General features: G+C 65.5%; 19 protein-coding genes. 7 read left to right on the top strand and 12 right to left on the bottom strand.

Annotation, left to right across the window (positions count from 1 at the left end; genetic code table 11):
• Window positions 1–47: 47 nt before the first annotated feature.
• Window positions 48–1,436, bottom strand: a complete 1,389-nt coding sequence (locus tag IVB27_RS22565; protein ID WP_247445398.1) for a peptidoglycan-binding protein — start codon at window positions 1,434–1,436, stop codon at window positions 48–50.
• 250 nt (window positions 1,437–1,686) lie between these two features.
• On the opposite strand from IVB27_RS22565, the gene IVB27_RS22560 reads away from it, so the two are divergent.
• Both IVB27_RS22560 and IVB27_RS22555 read left to right on the top strand, forming a co-directional pair.
• Window positions 1,687–2,061 carry a hypothetical protein gene (locus IVB27_RS22560; RefSeq protein ID WP_247445397.1) on the top strand — a complete coding sequence of 125 codons (375 nt, stop codon included), beginning with the start codon at window positions 1,687–1,689 and terminating at the stop codon, window positions 2,059–2,061.
• A gap of 165 nt (window positions 2,062–2,226) precedes the next feature.
• A complete protein-coding gene (locus tag IVB27_RS22555) occupies window positions 2,227–2,547 on the top strand; it encodes a YMGG-like glycine zipper-containing protein (RefSeq protein WP_247445396.1) in 321 nt (106 codons plus the stop codon).
• A gap of 22 nt (window positions 2,548–2,569) precedes the next feature.
• Here IVB27_RS22555 and IVB27_RS22550 read toward each other — a convergent pair whose 3' ends face one another.
• The 3 genes from IVB27_RS22550 to IVB27_RS22540 form a co-directional block, all read right to left on the bottom strand.
• Window positions 2,570–3,358: a bestrophin-like domain gene (locus IVB27_RS22550; RefSeq protein WP_247445395.1), complete on the bottom strand. Its 789-nt coding sequence runs from the start codon at window positions 3,356–3,358 to the stop codon at window positions 2,570–2,572.
• A gap of 27 nt (window positions 3,359–3,385) precedes the next feature.
• Window positions 3,386–4,099 carry a RadC family protein gene (radC, locus tag IVB27_RS22545; protein ID WP_247445394.1) on the bottom strand — a complete coding sequence of 238 codons (714 nt, stop codon included), beginning with the start codon at window positions 4,097–4,099 and terminating at the stop codon, window positions 3,386–3,388.
• A gap of 92 nt (window positions 4,100–4,191) precedes the next feature.
• On the bottom strand, window positions 4,192–5,136 hold the full coding sequence (locus IVB27_RS22540; RefSeq protein ID WP_247445393.1) for a DMT family transporter: 945 nt from the start codon (window positions 5,134–5,136) through the stop codon (window positions 4,192–4,194).
• Window positions 5,137–5,267: 131 nt separating this feature from the next.
• On the opposite strand from IVB27_RS22540, the gene IVB27_RS22535 reads away from it, so the two are divergent.
• Window positions 5,268–5,864, top strand: a complete 597-nt coding sequence (locus tag IVB27_RS22535) for a bifunctional transcriptional activator/DNA repair enzyme AdaA (RefSeq protein WP_247445392.1) — start codon at window positions 5,268–5,270, stop codon at window positions 5,862–5,864.
• 25 nt (window positions 5,865–5,889) lie between these two features.
• On the opposite strand, the gene map is transcribed toward IVB27_RS22535, so the two are convergent.
• Both map and IVB27_RS22525 read right to left on the bottom strand, forming a co-directional pair.
• Window positions 5,890–6,708 (bottom strand): type I methionyl aminopeptidase, encoded by an 819-nt coding sequence (gene map, locus IVB27_RS22530; protein ID WP_007597786.1) that lies wholly within the window; start codon window positions 6,706–6,708, stop codon window positions 5,890–5,892.
• Window positions 6,709–6,829: 121 nt separating this feature from the next.
• Window positions 6,830–8,146 carry a mechanosensitive ion channel family protein gene (locus tag IVB27_RS22525; RefSeq protein WP_247445391.1) on the bottom strand — a complete coding sequence of 439 codons (1,317 nt, stop codon included), beginning with the start codon at window positions 8,144–8,146 and terminating at the stop codon, window positions 6,830–6,832.
• A gap of 211 nt (window positions 8,147–8,357) precedes the next feature.
• Between IVB27_RS22525 and IVB27_RS22520 the strand changes: the two genes are divergently transcribed.
• Window positions 8,358–10,151: a potassium/proton antiporter gene (locus tag IVB27_RS22520; RefSeq protein WP_247348664.1), complete on the top strand. Its 1,794-nt coding sequence runs from the start codon at window positions 8,358–8,360 to the stop codon at window positions 10,149–10,151.
• Window positions 10,152–10,328: 177 nt separating this feature from the next.
• Entirely contained in the window at window positions 10,329–10,589 is a 261-nt protein-coding gene (locus tag IVB27_RS22515; RefSeq protein ID WP_247445390.1) for a PepSY domain-containing protein, read from the top strand.
• A 55-nt stretch (window positions 10,590–10,644) separates the two neighbouring features.
• On the opposite strand, the gene modC is transcribed toward IVB27_RS22515, so the two are convergent.
• The 5 genes from modC to IVB27_RS22490 all read right to left on the bottom strand — a co-directional run bounded on the left by modC (window position 10,645) and on the right by IVB27_RS22490 (window position 14,363).
• On the bottom strand, window positions 10,645–11,307 hold the full coding sequence (modC, locus tag IVB27_RS22510) for a molybdenum ABC transporter ATP-binding protein (RefSeq protein WP_247445389.1): 663 nt from the start codon (window positions 11,305–11,307) through the stop codon (window positions 10,645–10,647).
• 2 nt (window positions 11,308–11,309) lie between these two features.
• Entirely contained in the window at window positions 11,310–12,005 is a 696-nt protein-coding gene (gene modB, locus IVB27_RS22505) for a molybdate ABC transporter permease subunit (protein ID WP_247445388.1), read from the bottom strand.
• Window positions 12,006–12,032: 27 nt separating this feature from the next.
• Window positions 12,033–12,815 carry a molybdate ABC transporter substrate-binding protein gene (gene modA, locus IVB27_RS22500; RefSeq protein WP_247445387.1) on the bottom strand — a complete coding sequence of 261 codons (783 nt, stop codon included), beginning with the start codon at window positions 12,813–12,815 and terminating at the stop codon, window positions 12,033–12,035.
• Window positions 12,816–13,038: 223 nt separating this feature from the next.
• Complete coding sequence (mepA, locus tag IVB27_RS22495; protein WP_247348674.1) at window positions 13,039–13,983, bottom strand: penicillin-insensitive murein endopeptidase; 945 nt, start codon at window positions 13,981–13,983, stop codon at window positions 13,039–13,041.
• 122 nt (window positions 13,984–14,105) lie between these two features.
• Window positions 14,106–14,363 (bottom strand): hypothetical protein, encoded by a 258-nt coding sequence (locus IVB27_RS22490; RefSeq protein WP_247348676.1) that lies wholly within the window; start codon window positions 14,361–14,363, stop codon window positions 14,106–14,108.
• An 88-nt stretch (window positions 14,364–14,451) separates the two neighbouring features.
• On the opposite strand from IVB27_RS22490, the gene IVB27_RS22485 reads away from it, so the two are divergent.
• Window positions 14,452–16,614, top strand: a complete 2,163-nt coding sequence (locus tag IVB27_RS22485) for a putative bifunctional diguanylate cyclase/phosphodiesterase (protein ID WP_247445386.1) — start codon at window positions 14,452–14,454, stop codon at window positions 16,612–16,614.
• Window positions 16,615–16,695: 81 nt separating this feature from the next.
• Window positions 16,696–16,848 (top strand): hypothetical protein, encoded by a 153-nt coding sequence (locus tag IVB27_RS22480; protein WP_247445385.1) that lies wholly within the window; start codon window positions 16,696–16,698, stop codon window positions 16,846–16,848.
• A gap of 1 nt (window position 16,849) precedes the next feature.
• On the opposite strand, the gene IVB27_RS22475 is transcribed toward IVB27_RS22480, so the two are convergent.
• Complete coding sequence (locus tag IVB27_RS22475) at window positions 16,850–18,817, bottom strand: methyl-accepting chemotaxis protein (RefSeq protein WP_247445384.1); 1,968 nt, start codon at window positions 18,815–18,817, stop codon at window positions 16,850–16,852.
• Window positions 18,818–18,911: the final 94 nt, after the last annotated feature.

Raw genomic sequence — 18,911 nt, 5'->3', positions numbered from 1 at the left:
ATCTTGAGGGCCCGCCATAGGTAGCCGTCTCGAAGGATCACCGCAGGTTACGTCGTCGCCTTCGGCGGCGGCGCGGTGCCTTGGGCCCACTTCTCCAGCTTGCCGAGCACGCCCCAGGCCGTGAGTGCCAGGGAGATCGGCATCGCGAACTGGCCGAGGCCAGGCACGGCGGACACGATCGTCCCGAGCAGTCCGGCAATACCGCCCGCGTTGGGGCTCGCCGTCACCGAAGAGAGCAGCGCCGTGATCAGCGAGCCGCCGATGCCGAGCGCAGTCTTCTTGCCGTCGAGCATCTTGCCGATGGTGTCGCCGAGCGCGCCGTTGACCTGGCCGAGGACAGGCTTGCCGTCCTTGTTGAGCAAGGTACTGAGCAGGTCGACCACCTGCTTCAACTGATTGACGGGGGCGGGGCTGGTCGGGGTGACTGGTCCTGGCATGGGAGCTGTCTTGTTGACGAGGGAAAGGAGCCGTTCGAACAGGCTGATCGGATCGTTGGTGGCGGGCAGCGTGTTGCCCGATGTCGTCGTTCCCGGCGTCACACCGCCGGCCGGTGGCCGCAGCAATTGTGCGAGGTCCTCAAGCCGCTTCATGATCTGGGACACATCGCCGGTCGGTCCGGTGGGGCCCGACTGCGCCGTGCGCGTGAGAGCGGCGACCGTGGCGCCGTCGAGAAGTCCGGTATCCCTCAGGCCGTTCCGCTGCTGAAACTGCGAGACCGCGGTCTTCGTCTTCGGTCCACTGATGCCGTCCTCGTCGAGCGGCGGATTGGCGCCGAGCTTGTTGAGCGCCTGCTGCATGAGAACGATCGTCGATGCCGAGTCGTCCTCCGGTTCCACGCGGCTTGCGAATTGCGGGTTGCCGTCGAGCGTGATCGAGGAATCGAGCGACATCATCGCATGCAGGATCACGGCGGTGCCGAGCTGGGAATCGACGTGGTTCGAATCGAACACATGGTCGCGGACGAACTTGCCGGCCCTTGCCTCGGGCGGGCCATACAATGTCGAACCACCATAAAGATAGGGCGAATTGCAGCCCTTGGCGTGATAGCCGAAGCCGTTGAACGCCTCGAGCCGGAACAGAATCCGCGCGATACCCCAGTCGTGAGCGCCGACGAAATTTTCGATTCTGAATGCATCCACGGCGCCGTCCACGAACGTGGCAAACGGACCGCGCCCTTTCGGAACGACGGTCGTGGCGCGATGAAGCGTTTCGCCGTTGCCGAGATAGGTGTCGAAATCGAAATTGGACTCGCGGTAATGACAGAGGGCAGCGAAATACCAAGGGACGCCGGTCAACCGCTCGACCTGCTGATAGGTCGCCTTGCCGTTAATGGCCTTGCGTGCGACCCCGTTCGCGTCGGAGAGGCGTGGAGGCCGGATCTCGAGATTGGCCCAATTCCGCTCGTATTCGCTTTTCAAACTCTCGAATGAGACCATTTTCCGCTCCTGCAATGAATGAATTATCGCAACTCCGTGTCAGTCCAAGTGAACCAGGTGCCGTGATCAGGGCGTGACGGCAGCGTGATCTCCCAAATCTGGCAGGCCGCCGGCGCGGCGCGTGTGAACTGGGTTACAGCCTCGCCGGGAAAATGAGCGGCGGGACCGGGATCGAGGCGGTCGCCCCCGAGGGAACCGGCAGGGACCCTCCTCCGTTAGCGACGCGAGGCAGTCCCGCAAGGATTCCTGCATGACCAAGCGCGTCCTCGCGATCGGCATCGAACCCGGCAATGCGGACTACAGCGCATTCCCGCTGCTCACACCGGAACTCGTGCGCGACTACATCGATGCGCAGCTGCTGCGCCTGCGCGATCTCGGTTACGAGGTCACGAGCTGCCTGATCGATCTCGATGCCGCGGCGGAAGCCGCCGTCACGGCAGCGTTGCGCGACGAGAGCTTCGACTGCATCGTGATCGGCGCGGGCCTGCGCGAGCCGAAGGAGCGTCTGCTGCTGTTCGAGAAGGTGCTCAACCTCGTCCACCGCCTGGCGCCTGACGCCGCGATCTGTTTCAACACCACGCCCGCCGACACCGCCGAGGCCGTGCAGCGCTGGGTCGATGCTTGAGATGAATCGGCAAGCCCGTGCATCGCAAGCGGCATCATTAAAGCCGCCGTCGCGCTACGCCTCCGGCGCCACCGCATGACGTGATGAGGCGCGGCGTCGGCAATTTGTCTGGCCCGAATCCGCTTCCGGCGCTATGACTCGCCTGACCACAGGGGGAGGGCGAGCATGCTTCGAGGTCTTCATATTGGAAGTTTCGCGATCGCGGCATGTCTGACGGTCGCGATGGCGATGCCGGTCCACGAGGCGGCGGCGCAGGACGCAATTGGCGGTGCCATCCTCGGCGGCGTCGGTGGAGCGATCGTGGGTGGCGCGCTCGGCGGGGGCCGTGGAGCCGCCATCGGCGCTGTCGTCGGCGCCGGCACGGGTGCTGCGATCGCCTCCGAGGGCGAACGCCGCCGCTCCGGCTACTACGCCTATCAGCGCGGTTGCTACATGCAGCGCCGGGACGGCTCCTACGTCCCGGTCGATCCCCGATACTGCTACTGAGATCGAGACGAGCTGTCGCGCCTCAACTTTTCGCCGCTGACTCCGGCATGATCTGGAGCAGCGGCTCCGGCCGGATCGAGACCTGGCCGGCGAACGGCCGGTCGTGCGCGGCGATCAAGAGAACCGAGGTCGCGACGCCGGTCGCGAACAGGCCCATCGCGATCGCCGATCCCAGCCGGTTGTCGCAATGGACGAGGCCGATCACCAGCAGCGCGCAGGCCGCCTGGAGATACAGGCACCACCATTTGACCGAATTCACCGCGGCGAGGCTGACGATGATCCGCTGCCGCCGCGCATCCAGCGCCTGCTGGAGCGCGTTGATGATCTCGTGCTGCACGGTCTCCTGATTCCGGCCCTGCGGCGCCATCGCGACGACGAGCTGCAAGGCTTCGGCGAGCGCGGGCGGCGTCACCTTCAGCGACACCTCCTGATGCGCCATCATCGGCCATTCCACCGTGACGGCCTGCTCGACATAGTCGCGCACCAGGCCGCGCAGCCTTGTCTCCTGCTCTGCCGGCAGGCCGGCGGCGAGCAGCACAGCGCTTCGCAGCGCGCTGGCCTCACGGCTCACCGCGGCGCCGGCGCGGTCGCTGTCGCCCCAGACCTGCGCCGCGGTAAAGGCGACGAACAGGCCGAAGATGATGCCGAGCACCGGCAGCATGCCCGGTGAGATCGCCTTCAGCGATTTGGCGCGCTCCCCCGTTGCGACAAGCGCGACGGCCGCGAAGATGGCCATCGCCACCAGATAAGTGAAACCGAAGACCACCAGCGCCATCCAGGGCAGTGGCAGATTGTGCAGCCAGTCGCTCATGCTGTCCTTGTCATGTGATTCGACAGCCTAGATCAACCGCAGCCCACGCAGGCTGGCATGGCCGCCTCGGCCGACGATGATGTGGTCGTGCACGGAGATACCGAGCGGCTTTGCGATGTCGATGATCGCTTTCGTCATCTGGATGTCGGCCTGCGAGGGCGAGGGATCGCCTGAGGGGTGGTTGTGGACCAGGATCAGCGCGGTCGCGGATAATTCCAGCGCGCGCTTGATCACCTCGCGCGGATAGACCGGGGTGTGGTCGACGGTGCCGGTCTGCTGCACCTCGTCGGCGATGAGCTGGTTGCGCTTGTCGAGGAACAGCAGGCGGAATTGCTCCTTGTCGGCAAACGCCATGCTGGTGCGGCAATAGTCGATCACCTCGTTCCAGGACGACAGCGCGTTGCGGCTGTTGACCTCGCCCTTGGCGACGCGGTGCGATGCCGCCGCAATCAGCTTGAGCTGGTGGATCGCGGGCTCGCCGACGCCGTCAACCTCGCGCAGGCGCGCCACCGGGGCATGGACGACTTCGGCGAACGAGCCGAACGTCTTGATGAGCGTCTTCGCCAGCGGCTTGGTGTCGCGCCGCGGCAGCGCCGGAAACAGCGCCATCTCGAGCAGCTCGTAGTCGCTGAGCGCATCCGCACCGGCGCTGTAGAAGCGCTCGCGCAGCCGCTCGCGATGGCCGAGATAGTGCGGCGCTTCCTCCGGCTTGCTCTTGTCGTGGTCTGACTTGGCGGGCATCGGCCGCCAGCATTGCCGCGGACCAGCGCTTTTGCAACCGTCAATTGCGGGACGGCGCGCAGGTCCTGGCATCTGGCTTTGAAGATGGTGACTCAGCCCGCCGGTCTCCTGGCGCCGTGCGCTGGTGCGGGCACCGTGACCGCCACCACACCGGCGAGAATGAACAGCATTCCGGCAAGACTGGACCAGGTAAATTGCTCGCCGAGCCATGCGGTGCCGAGCGCCACCGCGAAACCGGCGCGCAGATAGCTTCCGCTTGTCGTGCCGAGCGGACCGAGCGTTTGGATCAGCCGGAAATAGATCACCATCGCGAAAGCCGTGCAGACCACCGCGAGCGCGATCACCGCCGCGATCGCCTGCGCCGGCGGCGGCGCCAGTGTCCACGGCTGTTCGAGAGCGGCGGCGATCGGGAGCATGAGAAGCGCGGCGCAACTCATGGATCCGGCCGCCGTGACGATCGCGGGATGGCCCGAGAAGCGCTGCCCCCATATCGGTGCGAGCGCATAGCAGAGGCTCGCGCATAGTACCGCTGCCTGGGCCAGCGGAGCGGCCGTGCCGATCCCCGAAAACGCATCGGCACCTATGGTCACGGCGACACCCGCGAGACCGAGACCGACGCCGATGAGCTTCTGGCCGTTGATGCTCAGCCGCCCGCGCACGGTCGTCATCGCGATCGCGAGCACAAACATCGGCGGGGTTGCATTGAGTACGCCGGCGAGACCGCTTGCGATATGTGCCTCGCCCCAGCTGATCAGGGTGAAGGGCAGCGCACTCTGCAGCAGCCCTTGCACGAAGAGGGCCGCCCAGACCGATCCTCGGTGGGGAAGGGCGTGTCCCTGCGCGAGAGCGATCAGGATCAGGATAATGGCCGCGATCGTCGCCCGCGCGGCGACCATCGTGAAGGGCGGAATCGTCGGGATCGCGACCTTGATCAGCGTGAACGAACTGCCCCAGATCAGCGAGAGCAGCAGCAGGAGCCCGATCTCGAGCGCGAGAGTGGTCTTCCTTGGCGTCGTTTGTTGCCCCTGCGTGCTCATGCAATTTGCTCCTGAAGCGATCGACACCATGATCCGGAGCGCCGGGAGAGGCTGGCTGAATTCGGACCTCATCGCCCGATCGAGTCCGATTTCAGCTACTCGGCGTGCAGCGCGGGCATTATTATCGCGCAATGGCGACAGGCTCGGCGCATCGGCAAACGCTGCCACCGCATCTCGACTGGGAAACCTGCGATCGGGCTCGGCTGGCGCGTGCGCGCGCTTTCGACGGACTGTTCTTCTCCGGTGTCCGCTCGACGCGCATCTATTGCCGGCCGGTCTGTCCGGTTCGTCCTGCTCGCTCCGAGAACGTCACCTTCTATGCGACAGCTGCCGCCGCCGAGCGGGCCGGTTTTCGCCCGTGCCTCCGCTGCCGGCCGGAAACGGCGCCGGGGTCGCCGGCCTGGATGGGAACGGCGAGCACCGTGGCGCGCGGGATGCGTCTGATCCATGACGGTTTTCTGGATGAGGCGTCAATGACGGAGCTCGCAGAAGCCCTTGGCGTCGGGCCGCGCCACCTGCTTCGCCTGTTCATGCGCCACGCCGGGGCGAGCCCGAGCGAGATCGCAGCGACGCGGCGGGTGCAGGAAGCCAAGCGCTTGATCGACCAGACCAGCATGACATTGGCGGAGATCGCCTTCGCCGCAGGTTTCGGCAGCGTTCGCAGATTCAACGATGCCTTTGCCGCGACCTACAAGCGGCGGCCGTCGTCGTTCCGCCGGCCGCGATAGGCGCGCGTCGGCGCTTGCGCCGCCATCACCCGATCTGCTTCTCGCCGTGCCGCTCCGATAGCGTGAAGATCTCGACGCCGGTGGCGGTGACGCCGACGGAATGCTCGAACTGCGCCGATAGCGAGCGGTCGCGGGTGACGGCGGTCCAGCCGTCGGACAGGATCTTCACATGCGGCTTGCCGAGATTGATCATCGGCTCGATGGTGAAGAACATGCCCGGCTTGAGCTGCACGCCTTCGCCCGGCCGGCCGATATGGATGATGTTCGGCTCGTCGTGGAACATGCGCCCGAGGCCATGACCGCAGAAATCGCGCACCACGCTCATGGCCTGCGGCTCGACGAAGCTCTGGATGGCGTGGCCGATGTCGCCGGTGGTGGCGCCGGGCTTCACCGCGGCGATGCCCCGCATCATGGCCTCATACGTCACTTCGATCAGCCGTTCGGCCTTGCGCGCGATCGGCCCGACCGCATACATGCGGCTGGAATCGCCATACCAGCCGTCGACGATGAAGGTGACATCGATGTTGACGATGTCGCCCTCTTTCAGCGGACGGTCGCCGGGCATGCCGTGGCAGACCACGTGGTTGAGCGAGGTGCAGGTCGAGTAGCGATAGCCGCGATACATCAGCGTCGCCGGATAGGCATTGTTGCTGAAGGCGAAGTCGCGGACGAACTGGTCGATGCGCTCGGTCGGCACGCCGGGCCCGACGATGTCGGTGAGCTCGTCGAGGCACTTCGCCACCAGCGCTCCCGCCTTGCGCATGCCGGCAAAGGCGCTCGGTCCGTGCAGCTTGATCTGTCCGGTCTTGCGCAGGGAGGTATCGGAAGCTTCGACGTAACTCATGCGGGCGCTATCTTCTGGGGTGGGCTCGATATCGGCGGAAAGGCTTGATTTCACGCTCCAATTTAATGATTGCGGGCCTTCATGCAAGTCAGGCGTGCCTGCCTTGCGCCCGTAAGCGGGCCTAATTCGGGACTTCTACGGTGGTTTCCACCGGCAGCGCGCCGCCGCGGATGCGGATTTCGCGGACGGGATAGGGAACCCGGATGCCCTCGCGCTTGAAGGCGTCCCACAACGCCAGCATCACGTCGCTCTTGACGCCGTCCATGCCGTCGGGGTCCGCGATCCAGAAGGTCAGCGAGAACTTCATTCCGGCTTCCGCGAACTCGGTCAAAATGCTGTTCGGCGGCTTGCCCTTCTGCGCGCGGGGATGGGCGGCGGCGGTCTCGGCGGCGAGCTTGCAGACCAGCCGCGGATCGGCGTCGTAATTGGTGCCGAAGGCGATCTTCACCAGCGTGTTCTTGTCGGTATAGGTCCAGTTGACCACTTTCTGCGTCACCAGATCCTCGTTCGGCACCAGGAATTCGCGGCCGTCGCCGGCGGCGACGGAAATATAGCGCGTCTTCATCGCGCTGATGCGCCCGGTGTTGTCCCCGATGGTGACGAGGTCGCCGGGCTTCACCGATTTGTCGGCGAGCAGGATGATGCCCGAGATGAAATTGGCGACGATCTTCTGCAGGCCGATACCGATGCCGACGCCGACCGCGCCGGAGAACACCGCGAGCGCGGAGAGGTCGATGCCGACCGCGCCGAGCGCAATGACAATTGCGATGGCCAGAAGTCCGATCCGGATGATCTTGATCAGCAGCACCTGCACCGACGGGGTCAAATCGGTCGTCGAATTGATCCGGCTCTCGGCGAAATTGCTGGCGATATTGGTGGCCCAGAGCGCGATGAGCAGCAGCGCGCCGGCCTTGATCACCAGCAGCGGCGTCAGCCGCAGGCCGCCGAGCACGATGGCGAAGGAATCCAGCAAATCCACCGTCGCATCGAGCTGGCCGAGGATGGAGAGCGCGGCGACAAACCAGGCCGTGATCGACACCAGCTTGACGATGAAGGCGTTGCGCAGCATCGAGGTCAGCAGCCGGATCGCGAGCCAGGCCAGCCCGAGCTTGGCGGCGACCATCAGCAGATAGCTGCGGCTCGGCCAGGTCGCGTGATACATCACCACGCGGGAGATGATCACCAGCAGGGTGAACACCGCCGTCGAGGCGCTGCTCACCATGACGCGGGCGAAGTGCCGGAGCGGCAGCGGCCAGTGCATCGCCAGCGATGTCATGTCGACGCGGTGGCGAACCCCGGCTTCCGCGGCATAGGCGATGCCGGCCGCAGCCAGGATCAGGCCGAATTGCAGGTAGAACCAGGGTGAGGAGATCTCCGCCCCGACGCTGCGTGCGGTGGTCTGCACGAACTCCATGAAGTCTTTGAGGTCCATGTCCATCGGTCTCGTCGGGAAGCGGGCGGGAGGATTTGATTCGAGGGCGCCGCAGAATCCCACAAAGGGAGCGGCCGGGCCACCGATACACCGCTAAGTGAAGTGCGTTAAGGCCGCAAAATACGGGCAGATTGCCGCGAGCGGGAGAAAATGGGTTGGCGCGGGAGTCCGCCGACGATAAGGATGCCATTCCAGCGAATTCGTACCCGGAAGGTGGATGGCCTCCCTCGACTCTGTCAGTCTCGCCATATTGCTCGGCGCCGTCCTGGTGTTGGCCGGCATCCTGTCGAGCCTGCTTGCACTGCGCTTCGGCGCGCCCTTGCTGCTCGTCTTTCTTGCCATCGGCATGCTCGCGGGCGATTCCGGCCCCGGCCAGCTTCAGTTCGACGACGTCCGCACCACCTATCTGGTCGGCTCGGTGGCGCTTGCCCTGATCCTGTTCGACGGCGGCCTGAAGACGCGCTTTGCCAGCATCCGCACCGTGCTCGCGCCATCCGTGGTGCTCGCCACCGTCGGCGTGCTTCTGACTGCGCTGATCACGGCGCCGTTCGCCAAATACGCACTCGATCTCAACTGGACGGAGTCGCTGCTGGTCGGCGCCGTGGTGGCCTCGACTGATGCCGCCGCTGTGTTCCTGCTGGTGCATACCCAGGGCCTGCGCCTGCGCCCGCGTGTCGGCGCGACGCTGGAAGTGGAATCCGGCACCAACGATCCCTTCGCGATCTTCCTCACCTTGATGCTGGTCGAATACATCTCCCTCGGAACGGGCACGGCCGGGCATGTGATGATGGAGTTCTTGCTGGAGGCGGTGCTGGGCGCCGTCGTCGGCTTCCTCGGCGGACGTCTGGTCGTCGTCGCGCTCAACCAGGTGGCGCTGCCGCAGGGCCTGCATGCGCCGTTTGTCACGACTGCGGCGCTCGTCATCTTCGGTGGCTCGCAGATCATGCATGCCTCGGGTTTTCTCGCGGTCTATCTCGCCGGCATCATCATCGGCAACCGGCCGACCCGTGCGCATAATTCGGTGGTGGCGTTCCTGGATGCTGCGACCTGGCTGGCGCAGATCGTGATGTTCGTGCTGCTCGGCCTGCTGGTCTCGCCGAGCCGGCTTGGCGCCAGCGTGCTGCCGGCGGTCGGGATCGCCTTCGTGCTGATGCTGGTCGCTCGGCCGATCGCGGTGTTCGTGTGCCTGGCGCCGTTCCGCTTCAACTGGCGCGAGAAGATCTTCATCGCCTGGACCGGCCTGCGCGGTGCGGTCGCGATCTTCCTGGCCTCGATCCCGATGCTGGTCGGGCTGACGAAAGCCTATCTCTATTTCGACGTCGCCTTTGTTGTCGTCATCATCTCGCTGCTGCTGCAAGGCTGGACGCTGGCGCCGGCCGCGCGCAAGCTTCATGTCGCGCTGCCGCGCGCCGAGCGCGGCCCGCGCCGCGTCGAGCTCGATCTGCCCGGCCAGCTCGAGCAGCAACTCGTCGGCTATCCGGTGCGGCCCAAGAGCCTGTATTTCCGCCGCGGCCTGATCCCGTCCTGGTCCAAGCCGACGCTGGTGATCCGCAACGAGAACATTTTGACGCCGGTTGAAGCCGAGCCGATCGCGCCGGGCGACTACATCTATCTGCTGGCGCCGCCAGAAAAGGCCGAATCGCTCGACCGCTTCTTCGTCGACATGCAGCCGAGCTCGGCGCCGGACCCGCATCTGCTCGGCGACTTCATGGTCTCCGGCGAGCACACGCTCGCCGAGCTCGCGGAGATCTACGGCGTGAAGGCCGGCGAAGACGAGAGCAAGCTGACTTTGGCCGATTATTTCGACGTCCATCTCGACCGCGCGCCGAAAGAGGGCGCCGAGCTTGCGCTGGATCCGATCGTGCTCGTCGCGCGCTCCATCTCCGGCGGCCGAGTCAACGTCGTTGGCCTGCGCCTGCCGGAAGACGAGGAAGCGCCCGCGCCGCTGACGCGCAGGCAAGCGCTGCGCCGCAAGCTAGCGGAGCTGTGGACCTCGGTGGCGGGGGTCTAGTCATCTCGTTGTCACTCCGGAGCGCGCGCTAGCGCGAACCCGGTGTGACGAAAATGAGGAGCCGCCACCAAATCGCCGCAACCGCCAAAGATTTGCGCCTTCGTGATCCCTGTGTCCGGAACGCTCCGCGACGCCACTCGTTCTTAGCCGCGTAAACGTATCTGACAGGAGCAACCTATGCGAAATCTCATCTTGCCGGCCGTCGTCGCGATCGGTCTCGGATCGGCGGCCCCAGCGAGGGCCTATGACACCGGCGATCAGATCTCGATGCAGGCCGCGCTCGACGTCGCGAGCGATATTGGTGTCATGACCATTTCGCACACCGAGTTCGCCGGCGACGAATGGCAGATCGAAGGCCGTGACAGTGTCGGCCGCTGGATGGAAGTCGATGTGGACGCCCGAACGGGCGACGTGCGCAACGTCGATCGCGGCTGGTAGTGGCGGGCTGTAAGTTAGAGCGAGGCGGTTCGTCGAAACGCGATCCGCCTCGTCGCTACGTCAGCACCTTCACCCCACCAAACGACGTCACCCGCCCCTGCTTCAGCATCACGATCTGCGTGGCGAGCTGGCGCAGCTCGGCGACGTCGTGGCTGACATAGACCATGGGGACATTGGCCTCGTCGCGCAGCCGCACCAGATAGGGCAGGATCTCGAGCTTGCGGCCCTCGTCGAGCGCGCCGAGCGGCTCGTCGAGCAGCAGCAGGCGCGGCTTCGAGAGCAGCGCGCGGCCGAGCGCGACGCGCTGGCGTTCGCCGCCGGAGAGTTTTCCGGGGCGGCGATCAAGCAGCGCACCGATGTCGAGCAGATCGATAACGCGCGTGTGCTGGGCCGGGTCGGACGCAAGGCCGTTCATGCGCCGGCCGTAATCGAGGTTTTGCGCCACATTGAGATGCGGAAACAGCCGCGCGTCCTGGAACACATAGCCGATGCGGCGGCGATAGGTCGGCACATGAATGCCGGCCGCGGTGTCGTCGACGGTCTCGCCATCGATCACGATGGTGCCGCGATCCGGACGCAACAGCCCTGCGATCATGTTGACCAGCGAGCTCTTGCCCGCGCCGGAGGCGCCGAACAGTCCGATGACGCGGCCCTCGCTGGTGAAGGACGCGGACAGCGAGAACTCGCCGAGCTGCTTTTCGATGTCGACGCGCAGCATGGTCAATTCCCGTGCAGGCGCTGCGTGGCGCGGCGGGCGAACCACTCGGCGGCGATCAACGCGCCGAGCGCGAGCACGATCGAGACGATCACCAGCCGTCCCGCGGCCGCGTCGCCGTCAGGCGTCTGGATCAGCGAATAGATCGCGGACGAAATCGTCTGGGTCTCGCCGGGAATGTTGGAGACGAAGGTGATGGTGGCACCGAACTCGCCGATCGCTTTGGCAAAGCCAAGCACCATGCCGGCGAGGACGCCAGGCAGCGCCAGCGGCAGCGTTACCGTGAAGAACACTTTCCACGGTGCCGCGCCGAGCGTTTCGGCGGCCTGCTCGAGCCGGCTGTCGATCGCCTCGATCGACAGCCGTATCGGGCGCACCAGCAGTGGGAACGACATCAGGCCGCAGGCAAGCGCAGCGCCGGTCCAGCGAAAGGCGAAGACGATGCCGAGCGTATCGGCGAGGAAGCCGCCAACGAGGCCGCGGCGTCCAAAAGTCAGCAAGAGCAGATAGCCAGTGACAACTGGCGGCAGCACCAGCGGCAGATGCACCAGCGCATCGAGCACCGACTTGCCCCAGAAATCACGCCGCGCCAGCAGCCACGCCAGCGCAATGCCGAACGGCGTTGCGACCAGCGTTGCGACGACCGCGACCCTGAGCGAGAGCAGGATCGCCGTCCATTCGGCGGGAGAAATTTCGGACATCAAGTCGCAGATATCACGTCGGAGATATTAAGTCGTGGGGCTGACCAGGTACTTGAAGCCGTATTTCTCCAAAATGGTCTTGGCAGCGGTCGAGCGCAGGAAGGCGAGGTAGTCACTGGTCTCGCCCTTCGCGACCGTGGTCGCAGCAACCGGATAGATGATCGCGGGGTGCGAGTCCGCCGGAAAGGTGCCGACGATCTTCACGCCTGGCTCGACCCTGGCATCGGTGGAATAGACGATGCCGAGATCAGCCTCGCCGCGGGCCACCAGCGTCAGCGCGGCGCGCACGCTCTCGGCCATCGCGAATTTCGGCTCGGCGGCCTGCCACGCCCCGAGCTTCTCCAGCGCCGCCTTGGCATACTTTCCAACCGGCACCGACTTGACGTCACCGGTCGCGATTCTGCCGTCGCCGGCGAGTTTTGCGAGGTCGAAGCCTTGCGCGATGGTGACGTTGTCGATCTTGGAATCCTTCGGCGCGATCAGCACGATGCTGTTGCCGAGCAGATTGACCCGGGTCGGCTCGTTGATGGCCTTCTTGCTTGTCGCGTAGTCCATCCAATCGGTATCGGCGGAGACGAACATATCGGCCGGCGCGCCCTGCTCGATCTGCTTGGCGAGCACCGAGCTCGCGGCATAGCTGACGCTGAACTTGACACCGGTTTTTGCGGTGTAGGCGGCATCGACCTCGTCGAGCGCGTTCTTCATCGAGGCGGCGGCGAACACGGTGATGGTCTTCTGCTCGGCGGCGGCAGGCGAAAGGCTCGCGGTCAGAACGAGCAAAACCGAAAAAAGCGCGGAAAGGCGGGACATCGAAAGCGCTCCATGCGCACGCTCAGGGCACGCGAGGCGGCGCGCGCAAGACGGCGTTGGTTGAGTCAGGCTGCGACCGGCGGAAGCGCTGTTCCGGCAAGCCCGCCGGACTTACGGTCCGGCAAGCGATCGCTGGTGCGACCATAACAGGCTGGCGAAACGGGTCAAAGCCGACGTTTGGTCCGATCCAGCTCCGATCCCGCAAGGCGAGGAGGACAGCCGGCTAAGGCTTCGCGTCCCTCGCATGCAGCACCACTTTGCAGGCCGCCGGCATCTGCGCCAGCGTCATCGGCGGTTTCGGCTTCGGTGGCTCCGGCGGCGGCTTGGGGTGCAGCACGCCATCGCTGAACCAGTAAGCGAGATCGGAGGGCTTGCAGCCCTCGTCCTCGGATTGCGAGGACTGGCCTTCGCATTCGCCCGCGCCCGCCGGGCAGCGCATGCGGATATGGAAGTGATAGTCGTGGCCCCACCACGGCCGTATCTTCGACAGCCAGGAACGGTCGCCCTTGGCCTCACGGCACAGCGCCTTCTTGATCGCGGCATTGACGAAGATGCGCTGCACCGCCGGCTCCCGCGCCGCGTCTCGCAGCACCAGCACATGGCCTGGCGTGAACACTTTTGGATCGATGTCGAGCCGGTCCTGCCGCACCATCATCACCGCCGACATCTCCTCACGCTCCTCGCGCGACAAACGACGGTCCGGCATCGGCGTCAGCCAGATATCGGCGTCGAGGCCGATCTGGTGACTGGCATGGCCTGACAGCGCCGGCCCGCCGCGCGGCTGGCCGATGTCGCCGACCAAAATGCCCGGCCATCCCGCGTCCTTGTGCACCCTGGCCGCGAGGCGCTTGATCAGCGCGATCATCGCGGGGTGACCGTAGCTGCGGTTACGCGACAGTCGCATCACCTGCCAATTGTCGCCGTTGAGCGGCATCTGCTCGGCGCCGCCGATGCAGCCCTTGACGTAGGAGCCGATGACATGGGCCGGTCCCCTCGACGGCAGCAGCTTTCGCGCGAACAGCTCCCTGGCGCCGATACTGGGATCGTTGGGATTGGTGAGCGGCGGCAGCGGTTTCGGGGTCACGCTGCCTTTGTCCTGGGCCAGCGCGTCGCCGGCGGCCAGGAGCGTCATGACGAGCAGGAGGGGGGTGAGGCGGCGGGGACTCATGCTGGCAACCTTATAACCCAACACCGCGTCGGGGTTAAGAAACAGTCCTTCGGCCAAAATATCGTCCGAAAGTCGCAGTTCCCCGCGCGGAGCCGGTCGTTTTTAACGGCGCGATAACCCTCTCATGCATTGGCCAAAATTCGTGCGGAGGACGCATACTCACTCCGCTCTGCATGCAATCGCGCGCGATCCCGGAAATAATTCAAGGCAGCGCGTAATTTTTGCGCCATCTCGTTCTCCAATGGCGACGATGCGATGCGCTTGGCGCGCCCGTCGGCGCTGCCGCGCCTTGTAAACGGGCAATAACGGCTGACTTCTTGTGGCTGCCAGTCCGTGCGTCCAACCGTCGAACTACCCAAGATTACCTTTTTTTCAGACACTTGCTCCACACCTTGCGGTCGCTGAGTGCGACTGGGACGAGTGAAGTTGAGTTCGGGGTCTCGAAAACCAAAAAAGCGGAAGGGGAGCGTGCTTGGCAGGCTCGGCCTGCACCCGCGCAAGCCGCGTTTTGCGCGCGCGCCTCGTCCTCCGTCCGAACGCGACGAGGTTCTGCGCAGCCGCGCCGAGGCGGAAGCCGCGATCGCGGAAGCGCGCAAATCCCATGAGCGTCTGCGTCAGGCCATCGAGATCCTGCCGCAGGGCATCGTATTTCTCGATGCCGAGGGCCGCTACGTCCTCTGGAATAAGCAATACGCCGAGATCTACAGCAAGACCGCCGATCTGTTCGAAGAAGGCGCGCGTCTCGAAGACACGCTGCGCATTGGTGTCGCCCGCGGCGACTATCCCGAGGCTGCCGGCCACGAGGAAGACTGGATCGCCGAGCGGCTGCAAAAACTCTATCAGCCCGGCGCGCGTCACGAGCAGAAGCTGGCGGACGGTCGCGTCATCCTGATCGACGAGCGGCTGACCGACGACGGCGGCGTCGTCGGCCTGCGCGTCGATATCACCGAGTTGAAGCAGCGCGAGGCCTCGTTCCGCCTGCTGTTCGACGGCAATCCCGTCCCCATGATCGTCTGCGCGCTGGACGATGAGCGTATCCTCAGCGTCAACGATGCGGCGGTCGCCCATTACGGCTACAGCCGCGCCGAGTTCGAGCGGCTGACAATCCGCTCCCTGCAGGCTTTCGAGAGGGAGCCGCCCTGGACCTCAGACCCGACCGGTGAGGAGCAGCCCGGGCGCACCTGGAAGCACGTCAAGGCCGACGGCGCGCTGATCGACCTTGCGATCTATTCCCGCGAACTGAGCTATGCCGAGCGGCCCGCGGTGCTGCTCGCGCTGATGGACATCACCGAGCGCAAACGCGCCGAGGCGCGGCTCGCCTTCATGGCGCAGCATGACGGCCTGACCGGCCTGCCCAACCGCAATTTGCTGCGCCAGCAGGTCGATGAGATACTGCTGCACACCCGCCGCAGCACCGACAAGGTCGCGCTGCTGATGCTGGGGCTCGACAATTTCAAGGCGGTCAACGACGCGCTGGGACACGCGGTCGGCGACAAGCTCTTGCGCGGAGTCGGCAAGCGGCTGCGCTCGACCTTGCGTGAGGAAGACGCGCTGGCCCGGCTGAACTCGGACGAGTTCGCGATCGTGCAGAGCGGCCTGACGCGGCCCGAGGACGCGGTGTTGCTGGCGAAGCGCCTGCTTGAAGCCATCGCCGATCCCTATCTGCTCGACGGCCATTCCGTGGTGATCGGCGCTTCCATCGGCATCGCGATGGCGCCAGGCGACGGCGATGATTCCGAAAAGCTGCTCAAGAGCGCCGGCATGGCGCTGTCGCGCGCCAAGCTGGATGCGCGCGGCACGTTTGCGTTCTTCGAGGCCGCGCTCGACGCCAAAGCGCAGGGCCGGCGCAAGATCGAGGTCGAGCTGCGCGACGCGATCCAGAGCGACGTGCTGCGTCCGTACTACCAGCCGCTGATCGACCTCCAGAGCGGCCGCATCACCGGCTTCGAGGCGTTGGTGCGCTGGCCGCATGCCGATCGCGGGATGATCTCGCCGGCCGAGTTCATTCCGGTGGCGGAAGAAACCGGGCTGATCAACCCGCTCGGTGGCTTGATGCTGCGCCGGGCGTGCCTGGACGCCGCGACTTGGCCCGACGACGTCCGCGTCGCCGTCAATCTGTCGCCGCTGCAGTTCCGCAGCGGCAATCTGCTTTCGGTGGTGACGGACGCGCTGAAGCAGTCCGGCCTGCCGCCGCGGCGGCTCGAGCTCGAGATCACCGAGACGCTGCTTTTGGAGAAGAGCGCCCAGGTGCTGGCGACGCTGCATGCGCTGCGCGCGCTCGGCGTGCGCATCTCGATGGACGATTTCGGCACCGGCTATTCCAGCCTCAGCTATTTGCGCAGCTTTCCCTTCGACAAGATCAAGATCGACCAATCCTTCGTGCGCGATCTCGGCGCCAACCGCGAGGCCCAGGCGATCATCCGCTCCATCGTCAGCCTCGGCAAGGGGCTCGGCGTCATCATCACCGCCGAGGGTGTCGAGACCGAAGCCGAGCTGAGCTGCCTCCGGGCCGAAGGCTGCGACGAGGGTCAGGGTTTTCTGTTCAGCAAGGCCCGGCCGAACGCCGAGATCGTCAGCCTGCTGGCCGCGCAGCGCGGCATCGACGGATTGGACGCCGCGCTGGTGGCGTGATGCTGCAGACTGATACGTTCGAACCTTGAGCCGTCCGCCGGCGTCTTATGGCTGGATCGGACGAGCGGATGCGACATTGCCATGGCCTCTGACGCCTCAACCCTGACGCCCGGACCGCGCTATGCCCGCTTCTCGCGGCGGCTGAAAGCCATTCTGCTCGACTGGATGCTGGCGATGGCCCTGCTGTTCGGCGTCTTGACGGTGGCGAGCAACGTGCAGAACGACACTTTGTGAGCTAGGCGGCGCCGCGCAGGCCCGCGAGGAAGGTGTCGACGCTCTGCCGAAGCGCTGAGGCGTGCTGGCCGAGTTCACCCGAAGCAACCATGACATTGCTGGCCAGTGCGCGCGACTGGTCGGCGGACTGGCTTGCGCCGGCGACATTGGCCGAGACGTCGGTGGTGCCGGCGGACGCCTGCTGCACGCTGCGGGCGATCTCCCGCGTCGCCGAGCCCTGCTCTTCGACTGCAGCGGCGATGGCGGTGGTAATGCCGCTGATCTCGCGGATGGTGTCGCTGATCCCTGAAATCGCAGTGACGCAATTTCCGGTGGCGGCCTGGATCGCGGTCACCTGGCTTGCGATCTCGTCGGTGGCCTTCGCGGTCTGGCTGGCGAGCCCCTTTACCTCGGCGGCGACCACCGCGAAGCCGCGGCCGGCTTCGCCCGCTCGCGCCGCCTCGATCGTGGCGTTGAGCGCCAGCAGATTGGTCTGGCTTGCGATCTCGCTGATCAGCCGCAGCACGTCGCCGATGCGCTCGGCTGCGGCGGCGAGGCTCGTGACCATCGCCGTCGTTTCGGTGGCCTTGACCACCGCGCCGCTCGCGACCTGACTGGAATGGGTGACCTGGCGACCGATCTCGTTCACCGATGAGGCCAGCTCCTCGGTCGCCGCAGCGACCGCATTGACGCTGGTCGAGGCCTCCTCGGAGGCTGTCGCCGCGGCGGAAGCACGCTGCGAGGTGCCGTTGACGCTCGTGGTGATCTCGCCGGCGACGTGTTGCATGCCTTCGGTCGCCTTTGCGACGGCCGACACCACGCCCTTGACGTCGGCCTCAAACCGATCAGCCATCTGGCGCTGCAGCGCCTGTTTCTCCATTTCTGCCCGGGCCTTGTCGGCCTCCTGCGCCTCGCGCATTGCCTCTGCCTCAAGCATGTTGCGGCGGAACACGTCAACCGCCTTGGCCATGGTGCCAAGCTCGTCCCGGCGTTCGCTCCCGGGAATGGTGACGCTGGTATCGCCGCTCGATAGCCGGTTCATGACCGCGGTGATCGCGGCAAGCGGCCGCGACAGGCCGCGGCCGAGCAGGAACGCCAGCACGATGGCGGCAGCGAGGATCGCGACCGTGCCGAGGATCAGATTGCGTTCCGCGGCAGCGAAAGCGACCTCGTATTCCGTCGTGTCCTTGATGATTTCAAGGACGCCGACCGGCGCGCCGGCGTAGTTCTTGATCGGCCCGGCGTAAACGGCGACTGGATGACCGTCGAGCTCGGCTTCGCGCAGCAGCGGCGCGCCGTCGATCGCGGCTTTCAATTCGTCGGGCTTGGCGACCGCGTTCTCGCCGAAGGTGGACGACAGCTTGTTCAAATTCTTGCCGTCGACGGAGTAGACGGCAAGGTCGATGCCGAAGCGCTTTTTGGCGCGGTCGACGAATTCCTTGCCGAAGGCGGCGCCGACGTCGACATTGGCCAGGTTCTTGCCGTCGCGCACGATCGGCGTCATGCCGAAGATGCCGAGCGCTTCGCGGCCCGGCTCGACGCCGACGATCTGCCGGCCGGTCTTGAGCGCCTCGACCACGGTGGCGCGGCGGGCGGAAACGTCGTCGCCGAAAGTCTTGGGCGCGTGGACGCGGACGAAGGAGATCGCCGGCGGAAGCTGGAAGGTGATCAGCGGGATGCCCTGCCCCTTCAGCGCCTTGTTGGCGTCGCCGAGCAGCGTGAGGAGACTGTCGCGGTCGCCCTTGGCGATGGCATCGCCGACCGGCGGCAGGGCCGCGATCAAGGTGGAGACTGCCAGCGCGGCACGTCCTTCATAGTCGATCGCGGCGATCACGCTTTCATATTGCAGCTTGAGCTGCTGATCGAGCGCGAGCCGCGTCAGCGCCCGCTGCTGGGTGATCGAGAAGCCGGAGAGAATGGCGCAGGCCACCGCAACGGTGAGCGCGATGGCGAGAATCAGGCGGGCGGCAATCGACTTGAGTTTGAACATCGAAAATTCCCAGGCATTTCCAAATCTTGCTTTTGCGGAAGGTCCCAGAAATTGCTTAACAACAAGGCCGGCACGTCCTCCGTGTTTCAACGGA

It is taken from the genome of Bradyrhizobium sp. 197, from assembly GCF_023073375.1.
Taxonomy (GTDB): Bacteria; Pseudomonadota; Alphaproteobacteria; order Rhizobiales; family Xanthobacteraceae; genus Bradyrhizobium.
The sequence above is the reverse complement of the archived record's forward strand: the minus strand, read 5'-3'. Positions and strand labels throughout refer to the sequence as shown.

Coding starts and splice junctions, on each gene's coding strand:
- IVB27_RS22565 (WP_247445398.1), bottom strand. CDS start 1,436: ATGGTCTCATTCGAGAGTTTGAAAAGCGAATACGAGCGGAATTGGGCC.
- IVB27_RS22560 (WP_247445397.1), top strand. CDS start 1,687: ATGACCAAGCGCGTCCTCGCGATCGGCATCGAACCCGGCAATGCGGAC.
- IVB27_RS22555 (WP_247445396.1), top strand. CDS start 2,227: ATGCTTCGAGGTCTTCATATTGGAAGTTTCGCGATCGCGGCATGTCTG.
- IVB27_RS22550 (WP_247445395.1), bottom strand. CDS start 3,358: ATGAGCGACTGGCTGCACAATCTGCCACTGCCCTGGATGGCGCTGGTG.
- radC (WP_247445394.1), bottom strand. CDS start 4,099: ATGCCCGCCAAGTCAGACCACGACAAGAGCAAGCCGGAGGAAGCGCCG.
- IVB27_RS22540 (WP_247445393.1), bottom strand. CDS start 5,136: ATGAGCACGCAGGGGCAACAAACGACGCCAAGGAAGACCACTCTCGCG.
- IVB27_RS22535 (WP_247445392.1), top strand. CDS start 5,268: ATGGCGACAGGCTCGGCGCATCGGCAAACGCTGCCACCGCATCTCGAC.
- map (WP_007597786.1), bottom strand. CDS start 6,708: ATGAGTTACGTCGAAGCTTCCGATACCTCCCTGCGCAAGACCGGACAG.
- IVB27_RS22525 (WP_247445391.1), bottom strand. CDS start 8,146: ATGGACATGGACCTCAAAGACTTCATGGAGTTCGTGCAGACCACCGCA.
- IVB27_RS22520 (WP_247348664.1), top strand. CDS start 8,358: ATGGCCTCCCTCGACTCTGTCAGTCTCGCCATATTGCTCGGCGCCGTC.
- IVB27_RS22515 (WP_247445390.1), top strand. CDS start 10,329: ATGCGAAATCTCATCTTGCCGGCCGTCGTCGCGATCGGTCTCGGATCG.
- modC (WP_247445389.1), bottom strand. CDS start 11,307: ATGCTGCGCGTCGACATCGAAAAGCAGCTCGGCGAGTTCTCGCTGTCC.
- modB (WP_247445388.1), bottom strand. CDS start 12,005: ATGTCCGAAATTTCTCCCGCCGAATGGACGGCGATCCTGCTCTCGCTC.
- modA (WP_247445387.1), bottom strand. CDS start 12,815: ATGTCCCGCCTTTCCGCGCTTTTTTCGGTTTTGCTCGTTCTGACCGCG.
- mepA (WP_247348674.1), bottom strand. CDS start 13,983: ATGAGTCCCCGCCGCCTCACCCCCCTCCTGCTCGTCATGACGCTCCTG.
- IVB27_RS22480 (WP_247445385.1), top strand. CDS start 16,696: ATGGCCTCTGACGCCTCAACCCTGACGCCCGGACCGCGCTATGCCCGC.
- IVB27_RS22475 (WP_247445384.1), bottom strand. CDS start 18,817: ATGTTCAAACTCAAGTCGATTGCCGCCCGCCTGATTCTCGCCATCGCG.